The sequence below is a fragment of the Serratia sp. CY56464 genome (assembly GCF_052168435.1).
In the GTDB taxonomy this organism is placed as follows: domain Bacteria; phylum Pseudomonadota; class Gammaproteobacteria; order Enterobacterales; family Enterobacteriaceae; genus Serratia; species Serratia marcescens.
In genome coordinates this window covers 1,674,424-1,693,674 of the sequence record NZ_JBJNMV010000001.1, presented here as the reverse complement: position 1 = coordinate 1,693,674, position 19,251 = coordinate 1,674,424, and the positions used below count along the sequence as shown (strand labels likewise).

17 protein-coding genes are annotated in these 19,251 nt (G+C 62.1%); 11 read left to right on the top strand and 6 right to left on the bottom strand.

Translation table 11 applies throughout. The annotated features are described in order from the left end of the window. Window positions 1–60: 60 nt before the first annotated feature. Together ispE and lolB are read right to left on the bottom strand one after the other, a co-directional pair. Window positions 61–927: a 4-(cytidine 5'-diphospho)-2-C-methyl-D-erythritol kinase gene (gene ispE / locus ACJ8KE_RS08205; RefSeq protein WP_016928102.1), complete on the bottom strand. Its 867-nt coding sequence runs from the start codon at window positions 925–927 to the stop codon at window positions 61–63. Further along, the gene (lolB, locus tag ACJ8KE_RS08200; RefSeq protein WP_004941069.1) at window positions 924–1,547 is read right to left on the bottom strand and encodes a lipoprotein insertase outer membrane protein LolB; all 624 of its coding nucleotides are present in this window, start codon (window positions 1,545–1,547) and stop codon (window positions 924–926) included. The genes ispE and lolB overlap by 4 nt, the downstream gene beginning before the upstream one ends. A gap of 467 nt (window positions 1,548–2,014) precedes the next feature. On the opposite strand from lolB, the gene hemA reads away from it, so the two are divergent. The 6 genes from hemA to kdsA are packed head-to-tail and all read left to right on the top strand — an operon-like array spanning window position 2,015 to window position 7,389. Continuing rightward, complete coding sequence (hemA, locus tag ACJ8KE_RS08195; RefSeq protein WP_197818380.1) at window positions 2,015–3,277, top strand: glutamyl-tRNA reductase; 1,263 nt, start codon at window positions 2,015–2,017, stop codon at window positions 3,275–3,277. A 31-nt stretch (window positions 3,278–3,308) separates the two neighbouring features. Next, window positions 3,309–4,394 (top strand): peptide chain release factor 1, encoded by a 1,086-nt coding sequence (prfA, locus tag ACJ8KE_RS08190; RefSeq protein WP_016928099.1) that lies wholly within the window; start codon window positions 3,309–3,311, stop codon window positions 4,392–4,394. After that, window positions 4,394–5,227, top strand: a complete 834-nt coding sequence (gene prmC, locus ACJ8KE_RS08185; protein WP_306376740.1) for a peptide chain release factor N(5)-glutamine methyltransferase — start codon at window positions 4,394–4,396, stop codon at window positions 5,225–5,227. The genes prfA and prmC overlap by 1 nt, the downstream gene beginning before the upstream one ends. A gap of 41 nt (window positions 5,228–5,268) precedes the next feature. Continuing rightward, window positions 5,269–5,670 (top strand): SirB2 family protein, encoded by a 402-nt coding sequence (locus ACJ8KE_RS08180; RefSeq protein ID WP_170913124.1) that lies wholly within the window; start codon window positions 5,269–5,271, stop codon window positions 5,668–5,670. Further along, entirely contained in the window at window positions 5,667–6,476 is an 810-nt protein-coding gene (sirB1, locus tag ACJ8KE_RS08175; protein WP_016928096.1) for an invasion regulator SirB1, read from the top strand. The genes ACJ8KE_RS08180 and sirB1 overlap by 4 nt, the downstream gene beginning before the upstream one ends. 58 nt (window positions 6,477–6,534) lie before the next feature. After that, a complete protein-coding gene (gene kdsA, locus ACJ8KE_RS08170; RefSeq protein ID WP_004941087.1) occupies window positions 6,535–7,389 on the top strand; it encodes a 3-deoxy-8-phosphooctulonate synthase in 855 nt (284 codons plus the stop codon). A 47-nt stretch (window positions 7,390–7,436) separates the two neighbouring features. On the opposite strand, the gene dauA is transcribed toward kdsA, so the two are convergent. Further along, a complete protein-coding gene (dauA, locus tag ACJ8KE_RS08165) occupies window positions 7,437–9,125 on the bottom strand; it encodes a C4-dicarboxylic acid transporter DauA (RefSeq protein WP_079451342.1) in 1,689 nt (562 codons plus the stop codon). 232 nt (window positions 9,126–9,357) lie between these two features. Continuing rightward, window positions 9,358–9,843 carry a heme-degrading domain-containing protein gene (locus tag ACJ8KE_RS08160; protein WP_004941092.1) on the bottom strand — a complete coding sequence of 162 codons (486 nt, stop codon included), beginning with the start codon at window positions 9,841–9,843 and terminating at the stop codon, window positions 9,358–9,360. A gap of 323 nt (window positions 9,844–10,166) precedes the next feature. Here ACJ8KE_RS08160 and ACJ8KE_RS08155 point away from each other — a divergent pair, with 323 nt between their 5' ends. Further along, complete coding sequence (locus ACJ8KE_RS08155) at window positions 10,167–11,267, top strand: GGDEF domain-containing protein (protein WP_442517209.1); 1,101 nt, start codon at window positions 10,167–10,169, stop codon at window positions 11,265–11,267. Between the two features lie 32 nt (window positions 11,268–11,299). Here ACJ8KE_RS08155 and mfd read toward each other — a convergent pair whose 3' ends face one another. Beyond that, complete coding sequence (mfd, locus tag ACJ8KE_RS08150) at window positions 11,300–14,773, bottom strand: transcription-repair coupling factor (protein WP_049300657.1); 3,474 nt, start codon at window positions 14,771–14,773, stop codon at window positions 11,300–11,302. Between the two features lie 10 nt (window positions 14,774–14,783). After that, a complete protein-coding gene (locus tag ACJ8KE_RS08145) occupies window positions 14,784–15,044 on the bottom strand; it encodes a hypothetical protein (RefSeq protein ID WP_115435891.1) in 261 nt (86 codons plus the stop codon). Window positions 15,045–15,082: 38 nt separating this feature from the next. Between ACJ8KE_RS08145 and lolC the strand changes: the two genes are divergently transcribed. Genes lolC through nagK form a run of 4 tightly spaced genes read left to right on the top strand, consistent with a single transcriptional unit; the run spans window position 15,083 to window position 19,200 of the window. Further along, window positions 15,083–16,285: a lipoprotein-releasing ABC transporter permease subunit LolC gene (lolC, locus tag ACJ8KE_RS08140; protein ID WP_004941116.1), complete on the top strand. Its 1,203-nt coding sequence runs from the start codon at window positions 15,083–15,085 to the stop codon at window positions 16,283–16,285. Continuing rightward, window positions 16,278–16,982 carry a lipoprotein-releasing ABC transporter ATP-binding protein LolD gene (gene lolD, locus ACJ8KE_RS08135; protein ID WP_004941120.1) on the top strand — a complete coding sequence of 235 codons (705 nt, stop codon included), beginning with the start codon at window positions 16,278–16,280 and terminating at the stop codon, window positions 16,980–16,982. Before lolC ends, lolD begins: the two co-directional genes overlap by 8 nt. After that, a complete protein-coding gene (gene lolE / locus ACJ8KE_RS08130; protein ID WP_442517208.1) occupies window positions 16,982–18,229 on the top strand; it encodes a lipoprotein-releasing ABC transporter permease subunit LolE in 1,248 nt (415 codons plus the stop codon). Before lolD ends, lolE begins: the two co-directional genes overlap by 1 nt. Window positions 18,230–18,282: 53 nt before the next feature. Then, window positions 18,283–19,200 carry an N-acetylglucosamine kinase gene (gene nagK / locus ACJ8KE_RS08125; protein WP_016928087.1) on the top strand — a complete coding sequence of 306 codons (918 nt, stop codon included), beginning with the start codon at window positions 18,283–18,285 and terminating at the stop codon, window positions 19,198–19,200. Window positions 19,201–19,251 lie beyond the last annotated feature (51 nt).

Below are 19,251 nucleotides of genomic sequence, written 5' to 3'. Positions count from 1 at the left end.
GCAGGCAGCGCAGGGATAACAGGGCCAGGTGTGCATGACCCTGCGCAGCGAAACGTTGAGCTACGACTCAAACCGCCCGGAACGAATGCGATGTAGTGGGGAGACGTTAACGCCGCGCGCTACAAAACCACACAACCACTCCGGGGCTTGATTTAACACCTGACGGGCGGCGATTTCTGTGTCGAATTCAGCAAACACACAAGCACCTGTGCCAGTCAGGCGTGACGGGGCGTATTCTAACAGCCATGAAAGAAGCTGTTCAACCTCGCGAAAACGTTTTCTTGCGATCGGTTCGCAATCATTTGCGTACGGCGCCTGCAACAGCTCACTTAAGGAGCGAACCGGGGTGTTTCTTTTTAATTCGGGGTCGCCGAAGATAACCGGCGTCGGGATGCCGACGCCGGGATGCGCCACCAGATACCATTTTTCCTGCGGCTCGGCCGGCTGCAGACGCTCGCCGATGCCTTCGGCGAAGGCGGCGTGGCCGCGCACGAACACCGGCACGTCGGCGCCGAGGCTGAGCCCCAATGCAGCCAGTTGGTCGTCGCCAAGACCGCAGCGCCACAGCTCGTTCAACGCCACCAGCACGGTGGCGGCGTTGGAGGAGCCGCCGCCCAGGCCGCCGCCCATCGGCAGGCGCTTGTCGATGCTGATGTCGGCGCCGCGCGGCGCGGTCTGCAGACCCTGTTCATCACAATAGCGCTGCAGCAGGCGGGCGGCGCGCACGATCAGGTTCTGCTCGTCCGGCACGCCGTCGACCGGCGTCAGCAGGTTAATGCGATCGTCCTGGCGCGGGTCAATGGTCAGGGTGTCGCCGTAGTCCAAAAACTGGAACAGCGTTTGCAGCAGGTGATAGCCGTCTTCACGACGGCCGGTGATGTACAGAAACAGGTTGAGTTTCGCGGGGGAGGGCCACTGGCGGATCATTTGAGCGTCCAGTTATCCATTTTCAGCTTGATGCGCTGGTCGCCCTGCTGCAGCTCCAGACGGTTCGGCAGCGTCGGCTGCACCTCGGTGCTGTAGCTCTGGTAATCCACTTTCCAGGTCTGGCCGCCTTGCTGGTAGGTCAGTTTGCTCAGTCGATATTGGTCATCCAGCGCAAAATCGCTGGCTTCGCCCGGCAGGCCGACCATCCACTGGCGCAGGTTGTTCAGCGGGATCGCCATGCCGGTCAGCTTGCGGATCATCTCTTCCGGGTTGTCGCTGACGTAGCGTTTGCCCTGGTTGTCGGTCAGCTGCACCACGTTTTTCTGTACGTTGAGATCCATTTCCGTGCTGCCCAGCGGGTTAGTCAGCAGCAGGCGGTAGCGCTCCGGCGAAAACTGTTGCCAGAAGAAGCGGGCATAGACTTTTTTCTGATCAGACAAGTAGGCGAAAGAGCCGCGGGTCTGATAGGTGCTAAGCTGCTGCACCGCCTGCTCATGGGCGCGCCACTGCGGTGAGGTCGGGCTGGTGGCCGGGCCGGTCGGCTTGGTGGTGGTACAGGCGGCCAGCACCAGGCTGGCCAGCGGGATCAGACGGAGCAAACTAACTTTGCGTATTGGCATAACTTTTTCTTGTCCTTTTGTCCTTGCGGGCATGCGCGACGAAACCCGGATTCAGCGCTCACGCTAACGGGGCGCCGGCGGCGCGTCAATTTTTTGCTGCATCGCGTTGAATCTTGCCGCGTTTACCGGCGTCGTGCCAACGCGGCGCGCGCGTCGGGGTTGCCATTAAGCGTAACACAATCGCCTGAAGGCGGGGGAGGCGCTCCCGATAAGCGGTGCAGAGTTGCGCAAACGCCGCCGTTATGTGCGTCGAATAGCGTGCGCGTCATCGCAAACTGCGCTAAAATTTAAACAATCAACCTACCCTTTGACTATTTATCCCGCTGTATTTATTACTTATTCATTAATTGATGTCGTCTATGACAGCGATTGAACGGAAGATGCGGTTGTTACTTTTATTGATCCCGCGCATCAAGTAGAATGCCGTTCAACGAGAACCCGTACCAACAGAAGTATTACTCGAAGCAATGACCCTGCTGGCGTTAGGTATAAATCACAAAACCGCTCCGGTTTCTCTGCGTGAAAGGGTGACCTTCTCGCCAGAGTCCATCGATGAGGCGCTGACCAGCTTGCTCCAACAACCGTTGGTGCAGGGCGGCGTCGTGTTGTCCACCTGCAACCGCACCGAGCTGTATCTCAGCGTGGAGCAGCAGGAGCACATGCACGAACAACTGGTCGCCTGGCTGTGCGCCTACCACAACCTGCGTCCGGAAGAGGTGAAGAAAAGCCTCTACTGGCATCAAGGCAACGACGCGGTCAGCCATCTGATGCGGGTGGCCAGCGGGTTGGACTCGCTGGTGCTGGGCGAACCGCAAATCCTCGGCCAGGTGAAAAAGGCCTTCGCCGAATCCCAACGCGGCCAGTCGCTGTCCGGCGAGCTGGAGCGACTGTTCCAGAAATCCTTCTCCGTTGCCAAGCGCGTGCGCACCGAAACCGACATCGGCGCCAGCGCGGTCTCCGTGGCTTTCGCCGCCTGTACGCTGGCGCGGCAGATTTTCGAATCGCTGGCCGATCTCAACGTCTTGCTGGTGGGCGCCGGTGAAACCATCGAGCTGGTGGCGCGCCACCTGCGCGAGCACAAAGTGCGGCACATGATCATCGCTAACCGCACCCGTGAGCGCGCGCAATTGCTGGCGGACGAAGTCGGCGCGGAAGTGATCACCCTGCCGGAGATCGACGAACGCCTGGCGGACGCCGACATCATCATCAGTTCCACCGCCAGCCCGCTGCCGATCATCGGAAAAGGGATGGTGGAGCGCGCGCTGAAGGCGCGCCGCAACCAGCCGATGCTGCTGGTGGATATCGCCGTACCGCGCGATATCGAACCGGAGGTCGGCAAACTGGCCAACGCTTATCTGTACAGCGTGGACGATCTGCACGCCATCATTCAAAGCAATCTGGCGCAGCGCAAAGCGGCGGCGGTGCAGGCGGAGTCGATCGTGCAGCAGGAAAGCACCAACTTCATGGCCTGGCTGCGCTCGCAGGGCGCGGTGGAAACCATCCGCGACTACCGTTCGCAGGCCGACCAGATCCGCGCAGAGATGGAGGCCAAAGCGCTGGCCTCCATCGCGCAGGGCGCCAGCGTGGAGCAGGTTATTCACGAGTTGGCCCATAAACTGACCAACCGTCTTATTCATGCCCCTACCAAATCCCTCCAGCAGGCCGCCGGCGACGGCGACGTGGAGCGGTTGCAGTTATTACGCGACAGCCTCGGGCTGGATCAGCATTAGTTTTCTCTATTAACAGGGTTTATTACCACGCATGAAGCCTTCTATTGTTGCCAAACTGGAAGCGTTACAAGAGCGCCATGAAGAAGTGCAGGCGCTGCTCGGCGATGCCGGCGTCATCGCCGAGCAAGACCGGTTCCGCGCGCTGTCGCGAGAATACGCGCAGCTGACCGATGTCAGCCGCTGCTTCCTGGAATGGCGTCAGGTGCAGGAGGATCTGGAGACGGCGGAAATGATGCTGGACGATCCGGAAATGCGCGAGATGGCGCAGGAAGAGCTGAAACAGGCGCGGGCGACCAGCGAAGCGCTGGAACAGCAGCTGCAGGTGTTGCTGCTGCCGAAAGATCCGGACGATGAGCGCAGCTGCTTCCTCGAAGTGCGCGCCGGCACCGGCGGCGATGAGGCGGCGATCTTCGCCGGCGATCTGTTCCGCATGTACAGCCGCTATGCGGAAAGCCGCCGCTGGCGCGTCGAGGTGATGAGCGCCAACGAAGGCGAACACGGCGGCTTCAAAGAAGTGATCGCCAAAGTTTCCGGCGACGGCGTGTACGGCCAGCTGAAGTTTGAATCCGGCGGCCACCGCGTGCAGCGCGTGCCGGAAACCGAATCCCAAGGGCGCATCCACACCTCCGCCTGTACCGTGGCGGTGATGCCGGAAGTGCCGGAAGCCGAGCTGCCGGACATCAACCCGGGCGATCTGAAAATCGACACCTTCCGCTCCTCCGGCGCCGGTGGTCAGCACGTTAACACCACCGACTCGGCGATCCGCATCACCCACCTGCCGACCGGCATCGTGGTGGAGTGCCAGGACGAACGTTCGCAGCACAAAAACAAAGCCAAGGCGATGTCGGTGCTGGGCGCGCGCATTCGCGCCGCCGAGATGGCCAAGCGCCAGCAGGCCGAGGCGTCCACGCGCCGCAACCTGCTGGGCAGCGGCGATCGTTCCGACCGCAACCGCACCTACAACTTCCCGCAGGGGCGGGTGACCGACCACCGCATCAACCTGACGCTCTACCGTCTGGACGAAGTGATGGAAGGCAAACTGGACATGCTGATCCAGCCGATCGTGCAGGAGTATCAGGCCGATCAGTTGGCTGCGCTGTCCGCCGAGCAAGAGTGATGGATTATCAACACTGGCTGAAAGCCGCCGCCGCGCGTCTGACCCACAGCGACAGCGCCCGGCGCGACGCGGAAATCCTGTTGGGTTTCGTGACCGGCAAGGCCAGAACCTTCCTGATGGCGTTCGGGGAAACCCTGCTGACGCCGCCGCAGCAACAGCAGCTGGAGGCGCTGCTGGCGCGCCGCGAACGCGGTGAGCCGGTGGCCTATCTGGTGGGCGAGCGCGAGTTTTGGTCGCTGCCGCTGTCGGTCTCGCCGGCGACGCTGATCCCACGCCCGGATACCGAATGCCTGGTGGAACTGGCGCTGGCGCGCCTGCCGCCGCAATCCTGCCACTTCCTCGATCTCGGCACCGGCACCGGCGCCATTGCCCTGGCGCTAGCCAGCGAGCGCCCGGATTGTTCGGCAATCGGCGTCGATGTGCAGCCAGAGGCGGTTGCGCTGGCGCAGCACAATGCGCACAAGCTGAAGATCGACAACGTCCGATTTCTACAGGGCAGCTGGTTTGCGCCCGTCGCGGGGCAACGCTTTGCGCTGATTGCCAGCAATCCGCCCTATATCGACGCCGCCGATCCGCATTTGTCACAGGGCGACGTGCGCTTCGAGCCGGGCAGCGCGCTGGTCGCCGCCGAGCACGGGCTGGCGGATCTGGCCGCCATCGTGCGCCAGGCGCCGCACTATTTGCAGCCGCAGGGCTGGCTGCTGTTGGAACATGGTTGGCAGCAGGGCGAGAGCGTGCGCGCGCTGCTGCAGGCCGCCGGATTTTCCGCTGTCGCCACCCACCGTGATTACGGCGACAACGACCGCGTGACGCTCGGCCAATGGCCGGGATAAGCGCCCCTCATAATAACGACGCCCGGGCCATTTAAGGGAGCATCATGACTGCATACACCGCGTTGAAACATTTCCATTTGCTGACGGTCGCCATCAGTATTACCTTGTTTGTGCTGCGTTTCTACTGGCAGTGGCGCCGCTCGCCGATCATGGGGCGCCGCTGGGTCAAGGTAGCGCCGCACCTGAATGACACGCTGCTGTTCGTCAGCGGCATCGCGCTGGTGGTGACGTTCGGGTTTTATCCGCTGCTGGGTATGGACTCATGGCTGACCGAGAAGCTGTTTGGCGTTATTATCTATATCCTGCTTGGCTATGTCGCATTGGGCAAGAAGACCAAAAGTCAGCGGCTGCGAACCGTAGCGTTCGTGCTGGCGTTGGGCTGTCTGTATCTGATAATTAAACTTGCCACGACGAAAATACCGTTTCTGATGGGATACCTATGAGTAGCATTGCTGATTTTGAATTTAACACCTCGCCGCTGAGCGAAGGGGTGATCCTGGTGTCGCAGTCGGTGCGGCGCGACTTCCCGGCTGCCGACGTGGAGCGAAAGCTGCAACAGCTGGTGGATGAAGCGCGTGCGGCAGTGCCGGTCGATATCACTCAGGAGCAGCAACTGGATGCGCTCATTGAACTGTTCTACAAGACCTGGGGATTCGGCGGCGCCAGCGGCGTGTACCGCCTGTCGGACGCCATCTGGCTGGACAAGGTGCTGGAAGGGCGGCAGGGCACGCCGGTCTCTCTGGGCACCATTTTCCTGCACATCGCCAACGCGCTGGATCTGCCGCTGCTGCCGGTGATTTTCCCTACCCAGCTGATCCTGCGCGCCGATTGGCTGGACGAAGAGCTGTGGCTGATCAACCCGCTGAACGGCGAAACCCTGAGTGAGCACCAGCTGGAAGTGTGGATCAAGGGCAACCTAGGGCTGGGCGCCGAGCTGGAAGACGACGACCTCGATGAGTCGGAGAACATCATGGTGGTGCGCAAGATGCTGGACACGTTGAAGGCCGCCCTGATGGAAGAAAAGCAGCTGGAAATGGCGCTGCGCACCAGCGAAACGGTGCTGTGCTTCGATCCGGAAGATCCGTACGAGATCCGCGACCGCGGGCTGATTTATGCCCAGCTGGAGTGCAACCACATCGCGATTTCCGATCTCAACTATTTTGTCGAGCAGTGTCCTGAAGACCCGGTCAGCGAAGTGATCAAAGTACAGATCCACTCGATTGAGCCGAAACAGGTGACGCTGCATTAATTCAATGACTCCGTGCAGTTTGCAAGGCGACGGTAACAACCTTAACAAAGGCGAAAGCATGAAACAGAAAGTGGTTAGCATTGGCGACATCGACGTAGCAAACGACCTGCCGTTTGTGCTGTTTGGCGGTATGAACGTGCTGGAATCGCGCGATCTGGCGATGAGCATCTGCGAGCACTACGTCACCGTGACGCAAAAACTGGGCATTCCTTACGTATTCAAAGCTTCCTTCGACAAAGCCAACCGTTCTTCCATCCACTCGTACCGCGGTCCGGGCCTGGAAGAAGGGATGAAGATCTTCGAAGAGCTGAAAAAAACCTTCGGCGTGAAAATCATCACCGACGTGCATGAAGCGGCGCAGGCGCAGCCGGTTTCCGAAGTGGTTGATGTGATCCAACTGCCGGCCTTCCTGGCGCGTCAGACCGATCTGGTGGAAGCGATGGCGAAAACCGGCGCGGTGATCAACGTCAAGAAGCCGCAGTTCGTCAGCCCGGGGCAGATGGGCAACATTGTCGACAAGTTCAAAGAGGGCGGCAACGACCAGGTGATCCTGTGCGATCGCGGCAGCAACTTTGGCTATGACAACCTGGTGGTCGACATGCTGGGCATCAACGTGATGAAGAACGTCACTGGCGGCCATCCGGTGATCTTCGACGTGACCCACGCGCTGCAGACCCGCGATCCATTCGGTGCCGCGTCCGGCGGCCGCCGCGCTCAGGTGGCCGAGTTGGCGCGCGCCGGTATGGCGGTTGGCCTGGCCGGCCTGTTCCTCGAAGCGCACCCGGATCCGAACAACGCCAAGTGCGACGGTCCTTCCGCGCTGCCGTTGGACAAACTGGAACCGTTCCTGGCGCAGATGAAAGCCATCGACGACCTGGTGAAGAGTTTCCCGGAGCTGGATACCAGCAACTAAGCGCTCGTCGCCATAAAAAAAGCCCGACTTGTCGGGCTTTTTTACGTTTAGGCGCCGGTGGCCGCCAGCGCTTCCGGCAGGGTCGGATAGAACTGCAAGCGGCCCTCGATCGGCTGCACCCGCGCGCGCGCCAGGGTTTTCAGCGGCTGGAATGGCACGTCGGTGATCACCAGCTTTTTATCCGCCGGCAGCACGTCGATAAAGCGCCGCAGGGCGTTCAGGCCGCCGGCGTCGAGCACCGGCACCGCATCCCACTGCAGCACGATCGTTCGGTAGTCCTCGCTGCGCGCCAGCAGTTCGCTAAAGATGCGCTCGGCGGCGGCGAAGAACAGCGGGCCATTCACTCGCAGCACCAGACGGCCGTCATCGGCGCTCAGTTCGCTTAGCCGCGTCATGCGGGCGATGCGGCGCATAAACAGCAGCGACGCCAACACGATGCCCACGGTAATGGCGATCACCATGTCGAACAGCACCGTCAGCGACATGCACAGCAGCAGTACCAGAATGTCGTCCTTCGGCGCCCGGCGCAGCAGGTAAATCACTTTGTGAGCCTCGCTCATGTTCCAGGCGACCATCAACAGCAGCGCCGCCATCGCCGCCAGCGGCAGATAAGAGAGCCATGGCGCCAGAACCAGCAGCGCCAACAGCACCAGCAGCGCGTGGATGATGGCGGACACCGGCGAGGTGGCGCCGGCGCGCACGTTGGCGGCCGAGCGGGCAATCGCGGCGGTCGCGGTGATGCCGCCGAAGAACGGCGCGATGATGTTGCCCGCGCCCTGGCCGATCAGTTCGCTGTTCGAGTTATGCTTCTTGCCGGTCATGCCGTCGAGCACCACCGCGCACAGCAGCGATTCGATCGCCCCGAGCATCGCCATCGAAAACGCCGCCGGCAACAGGGCGGAAACGGTTTGCCAACTCAGAGTGAACGGCTGCCCGCCGCCGCCCGGCAGATCCCAGGGCAGCAGCAGCTGCGGCAAGATAGGCGGGATGCCCTGGCCGCTGCTGCCATCGGCCAGCAGGTAGCTGAAGCGGGAGCCGATGGTCGCCACCGGGTGGTCAAACAGCGTCAGCAGCCCCATCAGCGCGGTGCCCGCCAGCAGCGCCGGCAGGTGGCCTGGTACCCGCAGGCCGAGCTTGGGCCAGAAGATCAGGATCAGCAGCGTCACGGCGCCGATCAGGGTATCGCCGAAATCCAGCGTCGGCAGCGCCTGCAGCAGGGCGTACAGCTTGCCGGCGTAATTTTCCGGCGTGTGCGCCAGCTGCAGGCCGAAAAAGTCCTTGATCTGCATGGTGGCGATGGTGATGGCGATGCCGGAGGTAAAGCCGAGCGTCACCGGCAGCGGAATGTACTCGATCAGCCGGCCAAAGCGCGCCAGTCCCATCAGCAGCAGAAATACCCCGGAGATCAGCGTGGCGACCAGCAGGCCGGCCAGGCCGAACTGCTGAGAAACCGGATACAGGATCACTACGAAGGCGGCGGTGGGGCCGGAGACGCTGTAGCGCGAACCGCCGCTGACGGCGATGACGATGCCGGCGATGGCGGCGGTATACAGGCCGTACTGCGGCGGCACGCCGCTGGCGATCGCCAGCGCCATCGCCAGCGGGATGGCGATAATACCGACCGTCACCCCGGCGATAGCGTCTTTCAGCAACCGCGCCAGGTTATAAGGTTCCCGCCAGCAGGCGTCTATCAGCGCGCTGAAGGGGCGAATTTTGTTTATTTCATGGGTTTTCATCTACGGTGCGTACCAAATCTTCAAAAGTGAAAGGAATGGCGGGCCCGATGAGGTCCGTCTTGTCACGTGACAGATACCATACGCCTTTTGTTCAGCGGATTACCAGACCTGTGTCAATTTGGCGCAGGAAATCAGAGAGTCGCCCTTTTGTTCGGCGCTAAATGCCGAAAATAGAGAAGTCAGCCGCAGATTCTGCGGCTGAAAAGGAAAGTGACAGTCAAGGTTTTAACGGTTATTGCAGGGCGGGCAGGGATAAGCCGAGAAAGTGGGCTAAAGTGCTCACCAATAGTTGGTGATCTTCCTTCTGCGGCGCGCCGGAAATGCTGATGCTGCCGACGCAGCCGAGGCCGGTCAGGGTGAGCGGGAAGGCGCCGCCGTGCACCGAATAGTCGCGCACGCTCAGCCCGTAACGCTCCTCCAGCGACGTTTGCCGCTGCTGCAGGCGCAGGCCGATGGCGTAAGAGCTTTTGTGAAAATGGTTCACCAGATTGCGCTTGCGCCGCACCCAGTCGGCAATGTCCGGCGTGGCGCCCGGCATGGCGTAATAAAACAGCGTCTGCCCGGCCAGTTGGATCTCGATGGCGATGCTCAGGCCGCGCCGCTCGGCGGCGGTTTTCAGCGCCGCGCCCAGTTCCCAGGCGGTGGCGGCGTCAAAATGGGTAAAGGCCAGCGTCGCTTCCTGTTCGCTGAGCGCTTGCAGTTCATCGTCGATATTCATGCGGTTCTCCCCCGATAACACAACGCTCAGAGTAGCCTGAAGCGTGCGTCGTGAGATAGACGGCTTGGCGATAAGATAGAACTGCTACTCTATTAATAGACTGTGTATCCCTATGGATTTCAAATTGCAGCTAGGCGCCCAGCGATCGCATCCCCAGGAGCTTACTCAGGTAAGTGACTGGGGGGAGAGCGTGCAGGTAACAACGCTGCGGTTTGAAAGACGACGGGTATAAATGGCCGCCGCCGAAGCGGAGACGACAGGGATGCGTTATTCAACGTCTGCACATTACCCCCTGGCGATCCCGAGGAGCGCGCTGACTATTTATGACTTACATTGCGTCCATTTCCACCCTTTACAGCGACGCCTGCATCACCTACGCGACGTTGTCGATAAGCTATTTCCTTCTCAGCAAGAATGCCCCTTTTTCTTATCAATCCGCACTGTGGAAGCGCGTTGTTTTCGGCCTGCTGGCCGGGGTGGCGGTGCTGTATTTGAGCCAGGATCGGCTGGAGCTGACCGATAAGGTGCATTACAGCTTTGCGATGATCCCGATGATATTGGTGACTTTCTTCGGCGGCGGTGTCAGCGGGCTGGTGAGTTTTCTGTTCGCCATGGCGCTGACCGGCGGTTTCACCGTCGATAACTTGTTCATCGCCTCGATCGTCGCGCCGCTGCTGCTGTCGCGGGTGTGGCTGAAGAAATCCCATCGGGTGTTTTACCTGACGATTGGCATCATCGCGCTGTATCGCATCGCGGTGGTGTGGCTGCTGGTGGACCTGAGCGGGCTGTGGCCGGATGTGTTGCTGTACCAGGCGGCTTCGGCGCTCTGTTTGGCGATTTGCTATCATGCGCTGAATTTCAAAGAGCGCCATATCTACGCCTATTTCGCGATGCGCGCGCGCGCCACTACCGACAGCCTGACCCACATCAACAACCGCGCCAGCGTCGATTATCAGCTGATGCTGCAGCGTGCCGAACGCCGCCCGTGCGGGCTGATGATCCTCGATTTGGATAACTTCAAAAGCATCAACGATACCTACGGTCATCCGGCCGGTGACGTGCTGCTGGCCAGCGTCGGCCGGCTGCTGCAAAACAGCGTGCGCAATGAGGACTTCGTCGGGCGCTACGGTGGCGAAGAGTTTATGGTGATCACCGCCAGCTACGATCCGCAGGTCATCGGCGGGGTGGCGGAGCGCATTCGCAGCGCGGTTGAGAGCTCGACGTTCTTGCTGAATGCGCATGACGAAGCGCACATCACGCTGTCGATCGGCGTGTCGCTGTATCTGCCGGGCATGACGCTGGACAAGGCGATCGCCATGACCGACGAGGCCTTGTATGAGGCGAAGCGCGGCGGTAAAAACCGGGTGGTGACCAGCCGCGTGATGCAGCTGGCGCCGCTGGGCGCCGGATTCCCGCGCGAATAAGCCGCCTCCGCCGCCACGGCGGGGGCGTTGGCTCAGGCCGCCAGCGTATGCTCGCGGAAGGCGTTCAGCAGCTCTTCGGTGAACGACAGGCGTTTTTGGCGATCGGCCAGATCGAGCGTGAACTTCAGCTTGCTCGGGCCGTCCAGGCGGTAAACCTGCGGATTGCCCTGCAACAGGCCGATCAGATAACCCGGATCGACGCGGTTGTTGTCGCCGAACTCGATAAAGCCGCCGCGCTCGTTGCTCTCGATGCGTTTGATCCCCAGTTTCTGCGCATGCAGGCGCAGCGCCGCGCACTGCAACAGATTGCGCGCCGCATCCGGCAGTTGACCGAAGCGGTCGATCAGCTCGACCTTCAGCTCGTCAAGCTCACCGTCGTTTTTCGCGCTGGCGATACGCTTATACAGGGACAGGCGGGTATTGACGTCGGGAATGAAATCTTCCGGCAGCAGCGCCGGCATGCGCAACTCTACCTCGGTCTGGCTGCTGGTGAGATCTTCCAGCGACGGTTCTCGGCCGTTTTTCAACGCGTCGACGGCGCTTTCCAGCAGCTCCATATAGAGCGAGAAGCCGACGGTGGTCATCTGGCCGCTCTGATCTTCTCCCAGCAGCTCACCGGCGCCGCGGATCTCCAGATCGTGGGTCGCCAGCGCGAAACCGGCGCCGAGATCTTCCAGCGACGCGATGGCCTCGAGCCGTTTATGAGCGTCGGTGCCCATGGCTTTCGGGTTTGGCGTCAGCAGATAGGCGTAAGCCTGGTGGTGCGAACGCCCGACGCGGCCGCGCAGTTGGTGCAGCTGCGCCAGGCCGAAGCGATCGGCCCGCTCGATGATGATGGTGTTGGCGCTGGGGATATCGATGCCGGTTTCGATGATAGTGGTGCACACCAGCACGTTGAAGCGCTGGTGGTGGAAATCGTTCATCACCCGCTCCAGATCGCGTTCGCGCATCTGGCCGTGGCCGATGGCGATGCGCGCTTCCGGCACCAGCTCAGCCAGGCGCTGCGCCGCTTTCTCGATGTTTTCCACGTCGTTGTAGAGGTAGTAAACCTGGCCGCCGCGCAGCACTTCGCGCAGGATCGCCTCGCGCACCACCAGACTGTCGTATTCGCGCACGAAGGTCTTCACCGCCAGCCGGCGCGCCGGTGGGGTGGCGATGATCGACAGATCGCGCATGCCGCTCATCGCCATGTTCAGCGTACGCGGGATCGGCGTGGCGGTCAGCGTCAGGATATCGACGTCGGCGCGCATCGCTTTGATGCGTTCCTTGTGGCGCACGCCAAAGCGGTGCTCTTCATCGACGATCAGCAGCCCCAGGTCTTTCCAGCGCAGATCGCTCTGCAACAGCTTGTGGGTGCCGATAATGATGTCCACTTTGCCTTCGGCCGCGTCGTCCAGCACCTGCTGCTGCTCTTTGGCACTGCGGAAACGCGACATCATCTCGATGCGGATCGGCCAGGTGGCGAAGCGATCGCGGAAGTTGTCGAAGTGCTGCTGCGCCAGCAGTGTCGTCGGCACCAGGACCGCCACCTGCTTGCCGTTTTCCACCGCCAGGAAGGCGGCGCGCATCGCCACTTCGGTTTTGCCGAAGCCGACGTCGCCGCACACCAGGCGGTCCATCGCCAGCGGCTGGCACATGTCGCTCAGCACCGCGTTGATCGCCTGTTCCTGATCCGGCGTGGTTTCGAACGGGAAGCTCTGGCAGAACAGCTGGTACTGCTCGCGGTTGTGTTTGAAGGCGAAACCGGCCTTGGCGGCGCGCTGGGCGTAGATATCCAGCAGCTCGGCCGCTACGTCGCGCACCCGCTCGGCCGCTTTCTGCCGCGCGCGCGTCCAGGCGTCGCCACCCAGTTTGTGCAGCGGAGCGTTTTCGTCCGCGCCGCCGGCGTAGCGGCTGATCAGATGCAGCGAGGACACCGGCACGTACAGCTTGTCCTCACCGGCGTAGGAGAGGATCAGGTATTCGGCCTTGATGCCGCCGGCTTCCAGCGTGGTCAGGCCGACGTAGCGGCCAACGCCGTGCTCCAGGTGCACCACCGGCTGGCCGGGATGCAGCTCCGCCAGGTTGCGGATCAGGGTATCGGTGTTGATGGTGCGCCGGTTGTCCTGCCGGCGGCGGCTGACGCGCTCGCCGAGCAGATCGCTTTCACAGATCAGCGCCCGCTGGCGCAGGCCGTCGAGGAAGCCGTGTTCGGCGGCGCCGACCATCATGTAACGGCCTGTCGTCTCCGCCTGATCGAGACGCTGAATCAGCGCCGGCGCCAGCTTGATGCGGCCGAGCAGATCCTGCAGCGTTTCACGCCGCCCCTCGCTCTCGACGGAGAAAATCACGCTGCCGTCGAAGCCTTCGATAAAGCGCCGCAAATTATCCAGCGGGGATTTATGCTGCGCCTGCACCGCCAGATCGGGCAGGGCATGGTAATCCAGATTGGTATTGCCGGCCTTGGCCGGCAGCTCATCGGTTTTCAGCGCGATGCGCGGCCAGGCCTTCAGCTCGCCGAACAGCGCATCAACGCGCAGCCACAGCGTATCCGGCGCCAGCAGCGGACGCATCGGATCGACGCGGCGGCTTTCGTAACGCTGGTTGACGTCCTGCCAGAAGCGCTCGGCGGCGCCCTCCAGATCGCCGGTATTGACGATCAGCGTATTGGCCGGCAGGTAGCTGAACAGCGACGGCAGCGGCTGGCTGAAGAACAGCGGCTGCCAGTATTCGATACCGGCGGGCCAGGCGCTTTTGCTGACCTGCTGATAGATGTGCTCGGCGTCGCGACGCACCTCAAACTGCTCGCGCCACTGGCTGCGGAACAGCTCGATGGCGTTCTTGTCGGTGGGGAACTCGTGGGCCGGCAACAGATTGATGGCTTCGACTTCGCTCAGCGTGCGCTGGGTATCGACGTCGAAGATGCGCAGACTGTCGATTTCGTCATCGAAAAAGTCGATGCGGTAAGGCTCATCGCTGCCCATCGGGTAAAGATCGAGCAGCGCGCCGCGGGTGGCGAATTCGCCATGCTCCATCACCTGATCGACGCTGCGGTAACCGGCCTGTTCCAACTGCGCGCGCAGCTTGTCGCGCGACAGGCGCTGGCCTTTCTTCATCACCAGCGCGTGGCCGTGCAGGAATTCGTGCGGACAGACGCGCTGCATCAGGGTGTTGACCGGCAGAATGATCACGCCGCGCGCCATGGTCGGCAGGTGATACAGGCTCGACAAACGATCCGAGATGATTTCCTGATGCGGCGAGAAGCTGTCGTACGGCAGGGTTTCCCAGTCGGACAGCGTGGTCACCATCTGATCGGTGAACTGCTGGATCTCGTCGCGCAGCCGCAGGGCGTTTTGCATGTCCGGCGCGATCAGCATCACCGGGCCAGGGTGGCGTTCGACGATCTCGGCGCACTCCACGGCACAGGCCGCGCCGGTCAGTTGCCCCAGTTGGCGCAGATCGCCCGCGCGATCGGGCAGAGAATAACGGGGGGATGAAGAACGGTTACGGCTATCGGAAGTGCTCATTCAGGTATCTTTAATCAATGTGTTGGATGGCGTCCCGGCACGGATAACCCAGCGCCTTTATGCTGTTTATAGTAGCCCAGCGGCCGGCAAACTGACACAGCAAAAAGCGCTGCTCATCAATTTTCTGCCGGTTATTTAACCGGTTAGTGCCGTCTGTTTTTTGCGGTTGAGGATAAATAACGCGCGAAGCTGCCGCCGTCTCTCTCTTCGCCGCCACGCAATAAAAGGCCGTCGGGTGTTCCCTAAACGAGGGAGAGCCTTTATTATCCATGATCACTTTGCTTAAGCCACGGCTATCAAACGGATTTCATGTATCAACCTGTCGCGTTATTCATTGGCCTGCGCTACATGCGCGGGCGAGCCTCAGACCGCTTCGGGCGGTTTGTGTCCTGGCTTTCCACCATCGGCATTACGCTGGGGGTGATGGCGTTGGTCACCGTGCTGTCGGTGATGAACGGATTCGAAAAGGATCTGGAAAACAACATTCTCGGCCTGATGCCGCAGGCGTTGGTCACCAGTCCGCAAGGATCGGTCAACCCGCAGCAGCTGCCGGCCTCCGAGGTGCAGAAGCTGCAGGGCGTCACGCGCGTCGCGCCGCTGACCACCGGTGACGTGGTGCTGCAAAGCGCCCGCAGCGTGGCGGTCGGGGTGATGCTCGGCGTCAATCCCGACGAGGCCGATCCGCTGACCCCGTATCTGGTCAACGTCAAGCAGCAGCAACTGCAGCCGGGCCAATACAACATCATCATCGGCGAACAGCTGGCGGGGCAACTGGGCGTCAAGCGCGGCGATTCGCTGCGCGTGATGGTGCCGAGCGCCAGCCAGTTCACGCCGATGGGCCGCATTCCCAGCCAGCGCCTGTTCACTCTCATCGGCACCTTCCACGCCAACAGCGAGGTGGACGGCTATCAGCTGCTGGTCAACCAACAGGACGCTTCGCGCCTGATGCGCTACCCGGCCGGCAACATCACCGGCTGGCGCCTGTTCCTGCAACAGCCGCTGACGGTCGATACCCTCAGCCAACAGGCGCTGCCGGCGGGCACTGTCTGGAAAGACTGGCGCGATCGCAAGGGCGAGCTGTTCCAGGCGGTGCGTATGGAGAAGAACATGATGGGGCTGCTGCTCAGCCTGATCGTGGCGGTGGCGGCGTTTAACATCATTACGTCGCTCGGCCTGCTGGTGATGGAGAAGCAGGGCGAGGTCGCCATTCTGCAGACCCAGGGGCTGACCCGCCGCCAGATTATGTCGGTGTTCATGGTGCAAGGCGCCAGCGCCGGCATTATCGGTTCGCTGCTCGGCACGCTGCTCGGCGTGCTGCTGGCCACCAACCTGAATAACCTGATGCCGATCCTCGGCGCCTTGATCGACGGCGCTTCGCTGCCGGTGGCGGTCGATCCGCTGCAGGTGACGATCATCGCCGTGGTGGCGATGGCGGTTTCCCTGTTGTCCACGCTTTATCCTTCATGGCGCGCTGCCGCCGTACAACCCGCTGAGGCTTTACGTTATGAGTAACCATCTTTTGCTGCAGTGTGACAACCTGTGCAAGACCTACCAGGAAGGCAATCTGCACACCGACGTGCTGCGCAATGTCAGCTTTGCCATGCAGCAGGGCGAGATGATGGCGATCGTCGGCAGCTCGGGTTCCGGCAAGAGCACCCTGTTGCACCTGCTGGGCGGGTTGGACTCGCCGACCTCCGGCGAGGTGATCTTCAAGGGCGAATCGCTGAACGCCATGTCTTCGGCGGCTAAGGCCGAGCTGCGCAACCGCCAGCTGGGCTTCATCTATCAGTTCCACCATCTGTTGCCGGACTTCACCGCGTTGGAAAACGCCGCCATGCCGCTGCTGATCGGCGGCGCCAAGCCGGCGCAGGCGCAGGAGAAAGCGCGGGAGATGCTGGCGGCGGTCGGGCTGGAAAAGCGCAGCAAACACCGCCCGTCCGAGCTTTCCGGCGGCGAGCGTCAGCGCGTGGCGATCGCGCGCGCGCTGGTCAATAACCCGGCGCTGGTACTGGCGGACGAACCGACCGGCAACCTCGACAAGCGCACCGCGGACAGCATCTTCGATCTGCTCGGCGAGCTGAACGTGCGCCAGGGCACCGCTTTCCTGGTGGTAACGCACGATCTGCAGCTGGCCAAGCGCCTGAGCCGCCAGCTGGAAATGGCCGACGGCCACCTGCAGGCGCAGCTGACCCTGATGGGGGCCGAGTAATGGCGGGAGCCTCACTGTCCTTCCTGACGGCCCTGCGTTTTAGCCGCGGCCGTAAACGCGGCGGCATGGTGTCGCTGATCTCGGTCATCTCCACCATCGGCATCGCGCTGGGGGTGGCGGTGCTGATCGTCGGCCTGAGCGCGATGAACGGCTTTGAGCGCGAGCTCAAGAACCGCATTCTGGCGGTGGTGCCGCACGGCGAACTCGAACCGGTCAATCAGCCGTTCAGCGGCTGGCCGTCGATTCTGCAGCGGGTGGAAAAGGTGCCGGGCATCTTGGCCGCCGCGCCGTACATTAACTTTACCGGCCTGATGGAAAACGGCGCGCAGCTGCGCGCGGTGGAAGTCAAAGGCGTGGATCCGCAGCAGGAGAGCCGACTGAGCGCGCTGCCGCAGTATGTGCAGGGCGACGCCTGGGCCAACTTCAAGCCCGGCGAGCAGCAGGTGATCCTCGGCAAGGGCGTGGCCGACGCGCTGGGCGTCAAGCAGGGCGCCTATGTCACGGTGATGATCCCCAACAGCGACCCGGAAATGAAGCTGCTGCAGCCGAAGCGCATTCGCCTGCACGTGACCGGCATTTTGCAGCTCAGCGGCCAGCTCGATCACAGCCTGGCGCTGGTGCCGCTGGCCGATGCGCAGCAGTATCTCGACATGGGTGACAGCGTCACGGGCATCGCGCTCAAGATGAACGACGTGTTCGCCGCCAACAAACTGGTGCGCGACGCCGGCGAAGTGACCAAAGCTTACATCTACATCAAGAGCTGGATCGGCAAGTACGGCTACATGTACCGCGACATCCAGATGATCCGCGCCATCATGTACCTGGCGATGGTGCTGGTGATCGGCGTGGCCTGCTTCAACATCGTCTCCACGTTGGTGATGGCGGTGAAAGACAAAAGCGCCGACATCGCGGTGCTGCGCACCCTGGGCGCCAAAGACGGCTTTATCCGCGCCATCTTCATCTGGTACGGGCTGCTGGCCGGGCTGCTGGGCAGCCTGAGCGGCGTGGTGATCGGGGTGATCGCCTCGCTGCAGCTGACCAACATCATCCGGGGCGTGGAGAAACTGGTCGGTCACTCCTTCCTGTCGGGCGATATTTACTTCATCGACTTCCTGCCTTCCGAGCTGCACTGGCTGGATGTGCTGATCGTGCTGGCGACCGCCATCGTGCTGAGCCTGTTGGCCAGTTGGTATCCGGCGAGGCGCGCCAGCCGCATCGATCCGGCGCGGGTGCTGAGCGGACAATAAAACCGACGGGGAGGCAGCGATGCCGCCCCGTTTTTTTAGCCTGGGGATGGGTTATGTACTACGGTTTCGATATGGGCGGCACCAAGATTGAGCTGGGGGTGTTCGACGACAACCTGCAGCGCATTTGGCAAAAGCGGGTGCCGACGCCGCGTGAAGATTACCGGCAGCTGCTGGCCACGCTGTGCGATCTGACCCTTGAGGCGGATGCGTTTTGCGGCCGGCGCGGCAGCGTCGGCATCGGTATTCCGGGCCTGCCCAACGACGATGACGGCACGTTGTTTACCGCCAACGTGCCGGCGGCGATGGGGCGGCCGCTGCCGCGCGATCTGGCGGCGCTGATCGGGCGCGAGGTGCGCGTCGATAACGACGCCAACTGCTTTGCGCTGTCGGAAGCCTGGGACGACGAGTTCCGCCGCTACCCGACGGTGCTGGGCATCATTCTCGGCACCGGCGTAGGCGGCGGCCTGATCGTCGGCGGCAAGACGGTGCCCGGGCGCAACTATATCGCCGGCGAGTTCGGCCATTTGCGCCTGCCGGTGGACGCGCTCGAGGTGCTGGGGCGTGATGTGCCTCGCGTTGCCTGCGGGTGCGGCCATCAGGGTTGCATTGAAAATTACATATCGGGCCGCGGTTTCGAATGGATGTACGCCCATTTCTATGACCGGCGCTTGCCTGCCACCGAGATCATTGCGCATTATCAGGCGGGCGAGCCGCAGGCGGTGGCTCACGTCGACCGCTTTATGGACGTGCTGGCGATCTGCCTGGGCAACCTGCTGACGGTGCTGGATCCGCACCTGGTGGTGATCGGCGGCGGGCTGTCGAACTTCGACGCCATTTACCAGGCGTTGCCGCAGCGTCTGCCGGCGCACCTGCTGCGGGTGGCCCGGCTGCCGCGCATCGAGAAGGCGCGCTATGGCGACGCCGGCGGCGTGCGCGGCGCGGCGTTCCTCAATTTGGCTCGCCCAACGTAATGGGCGTTGAGGCAAGGCGTGAATGTATGCAGCCAACAACGCCGCAACGTC

What these genes read in the sequence shown, in the direction of transcription:
- ispE (WP_016928102.1), bottom strand. Translation starts at nt 927, where the DNA reads ATGATCCGCCAGTGGCCCTCCCCCGCGAAACTCAACCTGTTTCTGTAC.
- lolB (WP_004941069.1), bottom strand. Translation starts at nt 1,547, where the DNA reads ATGCCAATACGCAAAGTTAGTTTGCTCCGTCTGATCCCGCTGGCCAGC.
- hemA (WP_197818380.1), top strand. Translation starts at nt 2,015, where the DNA reads ATGACCCTGCTGGCGTTAGGTATAAATCACAAAACCGCTCCGGTTTCT.
- prfA (WP_016928099.1), top strand. Translation starts at nt 3,309, where the DNA reads ATGAAGCCTTCTATTGTTGCCAAACTGGAAGCGTTACAAGAGCGCCAT.
- prmC (WP_306376740.1), top strand. Translation starts at nt 4,394, where the DNA reads ATGGATTATCAACACTGGCTGAAAGCCGCCGCCGCGCGTCTGACCCAC.
- sirB1 (WP_016928096.1), top strand. Translation starts at nt 5,667, where the DNA reads ATGAGTAGCATTGCTGATTTTGAATTTAACACCTCGCCGCTGAGCGAA.
- kdsA (WP_004941087.1), top strand. Translation starts at nt 6,535, where the DNA reads ATGAAACAGAAAGTGGTTAGCATTGGCGACATCGACGTAGCAAACGAC.
- dauA (WP_079451342.1), bottom strand. Translation starts at nt 9,125, where the DNA reads ATGAAAACCCATGAAATAAACAAAATTCGCCCCTTCAGCGCGCTGATA.
- ACJ8KE_RS08160 (WP_004941092.1), bottom strand. Translation starts at nt 9,843, where the DNA reads ATGAATATCGACGATGAACTGCAAGCGCTCAGCGAACAGGAAGCGACG.
- ACJ8KE_RS08155 (WP_442517209.1), top strand. Translation starts at nt 10,167, where the DNA reads ATGACTTACATTGCGTCCATTTCCACCCTTTACAGCGACGCCTGCATC.
- mfd (WP_049300657.1), bottom strand. Translation starts at nt 14,773, where the DNA reads ATGAGCACTTCCGATAGCCGTAACCGTTCTTCATCCCCCCGTTATTCT.
- ACJ8KE_RS08145 (WP_115435891.1), bottom strand. Translation starts at nt 15,044, where the DNA reads ATGGATAATAAAGGCTCTCCCTCGTTTAGGGAACACCCGACGGCCTTT.
- lolC (WP_004941116.1), top strand. Translation starts at nt 15,083, where the DNA reads ATGTATCAACCTGTCGCGTTATTCATTGGCCTGCGCTACATGCGCGGG.
- lolD (WP_004941120.1), top strand. Translation starts at nt 16,278, where the DNA reads ATGAGTAACCATCTTTTGCTGCAGTGTGACAACCTGTGCAAGACCTAC.
- lolE (WP_442517208.1), top strand. Translation starts at nt 16,982, where the DNA reads ATGGCGGGAGCCTCACTGTCCTTCCTGACGGCCCTGCGTTTTAGCCGC.
- nagK (WP_016928087.1), top strand. Translation starts at nt 18,283, where the DNA reads ATGTACTACGGTTTCGATATGGGCGGCACCAAGATTGAGCTGGGGGTG.